The 4,388-nt window shown below is 61.5% G+C and carries 5 protein-coding genes; 4 read left to right on the forward strand and 1 reads right to left on the reverse strand.

Annotated elements, in window-relative coordinates:
* Window positions 1-213: 213 nt before the first annotated feature.
* The 3 genes from KGB27_RS31005 to pdxH all read left to right on the forward strand — a co-directional run bounded on the left by KGB27_RS31005 (window position 214) and on the right by pdxH (window position 3,135).
* Window positions 214-1,359 (forward strand): EstA family serine hydrolase, encoded by a 1,146-nt coding sequence (locus KGB27_RS31005; RefSeq protein WP_008040837.1) that lies wholly within the window; start codon window positions 214-216, stop codon window positions 1,357-1,359.
* A 114-nt stretch (window positions 1,360-1,473) separates the two neighbouring features.
* Window positions 1,474-2,463, forward strand: a complete 990-nt coding sequence (locus tag KGB27_RS31010) for an OmpA family protein (RefSeq protein ID WP_223557364.1) — start codon at window positions 1,474-1,476, stop codon at window positions 2,461-2,463.
* A gap of 24 nt (window positions 2,464-2,487) precedes the next feature.
* Entirely contained in the window at window positions 2,488-3,135 is a 648-nt protein-coding gene (gene pdxH / locus KGB27_RS31015; RefSeq protein ID WP_192228636.1) for a pyridoxamine 5'-phosphate oxidase, read from the forward strand.
* Window positions 3,136-3,140: 5 nt separating this feature from the next.
* On the opposite strand, the gene KGB27_RS31020 is transcribed toward pdxH, so the two are convergent.
* Entirely contained in the window at window positions 3,141-3,377 is a 237-nt protein-coding gene (locus KGB27_RS31020; protein WP_008040840.1) for a hypothetical protein, read from the reverse strand.
* A gap of 168 nt (window positions 3,378-3,545) precedes the next feature.
* On the opposite strand from KGB27_RS31020, the gene KGB27_RS31025 reads away from it, so the two are divergent.
* A complete protein-coding gene (locus tag KGB27_RS31025; protein ID WP_008040841.1) occupies window positions 3,546-4,010 on the forward strand; it encodes a glycine zipper 2TM domain-containing protein in 465 nt (154 codons plus the stop codon).
* Window positions 4,011-4,388: the final 378 nt, after the last annotated feature.

Consider the following 4,388-nt stretch of genomic DNA (forward strand, 5'->3'; position numbering starts at 1 on the left):
TTATCGTTCTTCGCGGGCAAGCCTCGCTCCTACAGGTTCGGTGGTGCTCCTGTAGGAGCGAGGCTTGCCCGCGAAGGCGTCCTCAAAAACACCATGAATTCCAGATCCAATAGATCGGCAATCCGACCGCCCGGCCCAACCCTGTTCCCAAAACCATCAATGGCTGGAACAATGCCGGCCACTTTGTAGAACGTTTGTCCGAGGGAGTAGCGGGTGCAGATTCAGGGTCATTACGAGCTTAAGTTCGAAGCGGTTCGCGAAGCGTTCGCGGCGTTGTTCGACGATCCTCAGGAGCGTGGCGCAGCGTTGTGCATCCAGGTTGGCGGCGAAACCGTTCTCGACCTCTGGTCCGGCACCGCCGACAAGGATGGCCATGAGGCCTGGCACAGCGACACTATCGCCAACCTGTTTTCCTGCACCAAGACCTTCACCGCCGTCACCGCCCTGCAACTGGTCGCCGAAGGCAAGCTGCAACTGGATGCCCCGGTTGCCCGCTATTGGCCCGAATTCGCTGCCGCCGGCAAGGAATCCGTCACCTTGCGTCAACTGCTCTGCCATCAGGCTGGTTTGCCGGCGTTGCGCGAGTTGCTGGCCCCGGAAGCGCTTTACGACTGGCAAACCATGGTCGATGCGCTGGCCGCCGAATCGCCTTGGTGGACGCCGGGCACCGGTCACGGTTATGCCGCGATCACCTATGGCTGGCTGGTCGGCGAGTTACTGCGCCGTGCCGACGGGCGTGGCCCGGGCGAGTCCATTGTGGCCCGCGTGGCCAAACCGTTGGGCCTGGATTTTCACGTCGGCCTGGCGGATGAAGAATTCCATCGCGTGGCGCACATCGCCCGTGGCAAGGGCAACGTCGGGGATGCCGCGGCCCAGCGCCTGCTGCAAGTGACGATGCGCGAACCGACGGCCATGACCACGCGGGCCTTTACTAACCCGCCGTCGGTCCTGACCAGCACCAACAAACCGGAATGGCGGCGCATGCAACAACCGGCGGCCAACGGCCACGGCAATGCCCGCAGCCTGGCCGGGTTCTATGCCGGGCTGCTCGACGGCAGCCTGCTGGAAAGCGAGATGCTCGATGAGCTGACCCGCGAACACAGCCTCGGCGAAGACAAGACTTTACTGACCCGGACCCGTTTCGGCCTGGGTTGCATGCTCGATCAACCGGATGTCCCGAACGCCACCTACGGCCTCGGCCCACGTGCGTTCGGTCACCCGGGCGCTGGCGGCTCCATCGGTTTTGCTGACCCTGAATACGATGTCGCCTTCGGTTTTGTGACAAATACACTGGGGCCTTACGTCTTGATGGATCCGCGCGCGCAAAAGCTCGCGCGGGTACTGGCCACTTGTCTGTAAAACGCGCTGAAGGGTTCCAGGGCCGGAACCCGAAGGCCTTTATGTTTTCCAACCGTCTGTTTATCCGGGTCATGCCGGCCTGAATTTTTATGACTTCTTTTTTGTGGATTTCCAATGTCACTCAATAAAACCACCCTCGCTTTGGCCCTGTGTGTCGCTGTTACCGGTTGTGCGCAGACACCAAAAAATGATTCGGATGGCAGCAGCTGGTGGCCGTTCGGTTCCTCCGACAAAGTCGCGGCGAAAGAGCCGGCTCCCGCGCCGGCACCTGTGAAACCTGCCGAGGTGGCCCCGGTTGCCAAGGCTGAAGCCGACGCCGGTGGCAAATGGTGGTGGCCGTTCGGCGGCAAAGAGCAGAGCACGGCCAAAGTCGTGCCGATGCCTGACCCTAAGGTCACTCAGGCCTGGCTCGACGATTACGAACCGCGCCTGCGCACCGCGATCAAGGACAGTAACCTGCAACTCGAGCGCCGTGAAAACGTGCTGGTGGTCACCGCGCCAGTAGAAGGTTCGTTCAACCCCGACCGTCCGGCCATGTTGTTGCCGGTGACTCTCGGCCCGTTCACTCGCGTGGCGAAAATCCTTGAAGTCGATCCCAAGACCGCCGTGCTGGTATTGGGTCACAGCGACACCTCGGGCGCCGCACCGGCCAACGTGAAACTGAGCCAGGAACGCGCACAAGCCGTGGCGGCGATTTTCCGCCTCAGCGGTCTGCAGCGTGATCGCCTGATGCTGCGCGGCATGGGCGGCGAAGCCCCGCGTGCGGCCAACGACAGCGTTGAAGGCCGTGCCTTGAACCGTCGCGTCGAACTGCTGGTGACTCCGCAAAACACTATGGTTGCGCTGTTGAGCAAGTACAACATGCCAGCCCCTGCACCGGTGAAACTGGTCGCTGCCCAGGACGTCAAGCCAGTGGCCAAGCCGGTCACCCCGGCACCGGCCGCGAAGAAAGCCGCTGTACCTGCCACGAAAAAAGCGCCGGCCAAGAAAGCCGCCGCCAAGAAGGCTCCGGCTAAAACCGCGACGCCGGCCAAAAAGACCACGCCGGCCAAAGCCGCGGCAGCTGACAAAAAAGTCGTTGTCGCTGATCCTGTGAAAAAGTGATTCGTTAACCAAAAGGAATGCGCCATGACCCAGGGCCTGGCTGATATGCGTCGCGACTACACCCGAGACGGCCTGACCGAGGCACAAGCCCCGGCCGAGCCGTTCGCGCTGTTCCATCAGTGGTTTGCCGACGCGGTGAAAACCGAGCAGCCGCCGGTGGAAGCCAACGCCATGACCCTGGCCACCGTCGATCAGGACGGTCGGCCGCATTGCCGCATTTTGCTGCTCAAGGGCCTGGACGCGCAGGGCTTCACCTTCTTCACCAACTACGACAGCGCCAAGGGCCAGCATCTGGCCGCGAACCCGTTCGCGGCCATGACGTTTTTCTGGCCGGCCCTCGAGCGTCAGGTTCGTGTAGAAGGTCGGGTGGTGAAGGTCACGCCTGAGGAGTCAGATGCCTACTTCCAGGTCCGGCCGCTGGGCAGTCGCCTTGGTGCCTGGGCTTCACCGCAAAGCCGCGTGATCGCCGATCGCGCCGAGCTGGAAGCGTTGCTCAAGAACACCGAGCAACGTTTCAGCGATACGCAGCCTCATTGCCCTGAGCACTGGGGCGGTTATCGTCTGCTGCCTGAGCGCATCGAATTCTGGCAGGGCCGTTCGAGCCGCCTGCACGATCGCCTCAACTATCGTTTGCAAGGCGCCGACTGGATTCTTGAACGTCTGGCGCCCTGAGCAGTCTACCGACCGGGATAACCTGCCGCAGCGGCCTCCAGCCACTGAGGCAGGTCCCGACGCTTGATCTTCTGCGCTTGAGCGTTCGCCAGTTGCTGGAGCATGTAGGCTCTTTTCTGCTCATCGCTCCCCGCCAGGGCTAGCGCCATATCGCGGTCCATCCAGCGTTTTATCCGTACGTACAACCACCCATGGAAGTACAGGCCGGCGACAGTGGTGACGACAATGATGAAGTAATCCATGAAAATCCTTGGGGCAGCGGCGCAGATCTCGTCATTTGCCGCTAATGTTTGATGAGTTCGTGGAGGTCCCTGTACCGGGCCTGAATCAAACCAATGTTATCGGGGCGACGTCGTGACACGCGTCAAGCTGCGGAGTTTAATGGTTACATGTCCTTTGGAGGTGATGCCATGCGTAAGTCTGTTCTGCTTGTTGCTTCCTTTTCCACGATGGCGATGTTGCTCACTGGCTGCCAATCGAGCCTGACCGGTGACTCCTACTCCCGTGACGAAGCGCGTCGTGTGCAGACCGTTCGCATGGGCACCATCGAATCCCTGCGTCCGGTGAAAATCGAAGGCACCAAGACCCCGATCGGCGGCCTCGCCGGCGCGGCGGTCGGTGGTGTTGGCGGCAGCAGCATCGGCGGTGGTAAAGGCAGCATCGTTGCTGCAGTTATCGGCGCCGTGGCTGGCGGGCTGATCGGCTCGGCCACTGAGGAAGGCCTGACCCGCACCCAAGGTGTGGAAATCACTGTTCGTGAAGACGACGGCAGCATGCGTGCCTATGTGCAGCAGGTTCAGGAAAACGAAGTGTTCCGTGTGGGTGAGCGGGTGCGGATTGCTACTGTAGACGGTACGAGCCGCGTTACGCACTAAGCGGGAAAGCGGGTAAAAGAAAACCCCGATCAGCGTGAGCTGGTTGGGGTTTTTTTTTGAGGCGGGGTTTTGGATTGGGGGGATATCCGTTTCTGCGGTAACGGCTTCCATTGGTTTCGCCCTTACGGCGAGTCACTTGGAGAAGCGCCAAGTAACCAAGCGCTTTTGCCCCTTTCGTTCGGTGGCTCGCTAATGCTCACCATGCCCTCGCTCCGGTCCTGCTCCGTGGGCCCGCCGCGATCGGCCATCCCTGGCCGTGCGCGGCTAACCCGGCATCCATGCCGGGTTGCCCACTGCGCAGAACCTCCACTCGGCCTCTCGAGGGGGCGCTCAGATCAAAAGCGGAAGGCGAGCTAACGCTCGACCTGATGAGTGGTG

This window comes from Pseudomonas sp. BF-R-01 (genome assembly GCF_019946615.1).
GTDB classification, from domain to species: Bacteria; Pseudomonadota; Gammaproteobacteria; order Pseudomonadales; family Pseudomonadaceae; genus Aquipseudomonas; species Aquipseudomonas migulae.

Bases quoted from the DNA above. Each gene is read 5' to 3' on its own strand.
- KGB27_RS31025 (WP_008040841.1), top strand. From the start codon at position 3,546: ATGCGTAAGTCTGTTCTGCTTGTTGCTTCCTTTTCCACGATGGCGATG.
- KGB27_RS31010 (WP_223557364.1), top strand. From the start codon at position 1,474: ATGTCACTCAATAAAACCACCCTCGCTTTGGCCCTGTGTGTCGCTGTT.
- pdxH (WP_192228636.1), top strand. From the start codon at position 2,488: ATGACCCAGGGCCTGGCTGATATGCGTCGCGACTACACCCGAGACGGC.
- KGB27_RS31020 (WP_008040840.1), bottom strand. From the start codon at position 3,377: ATGGATTACTTCATCATTGTCGTCACCACTGTCGCCGGCCTGTACTTC.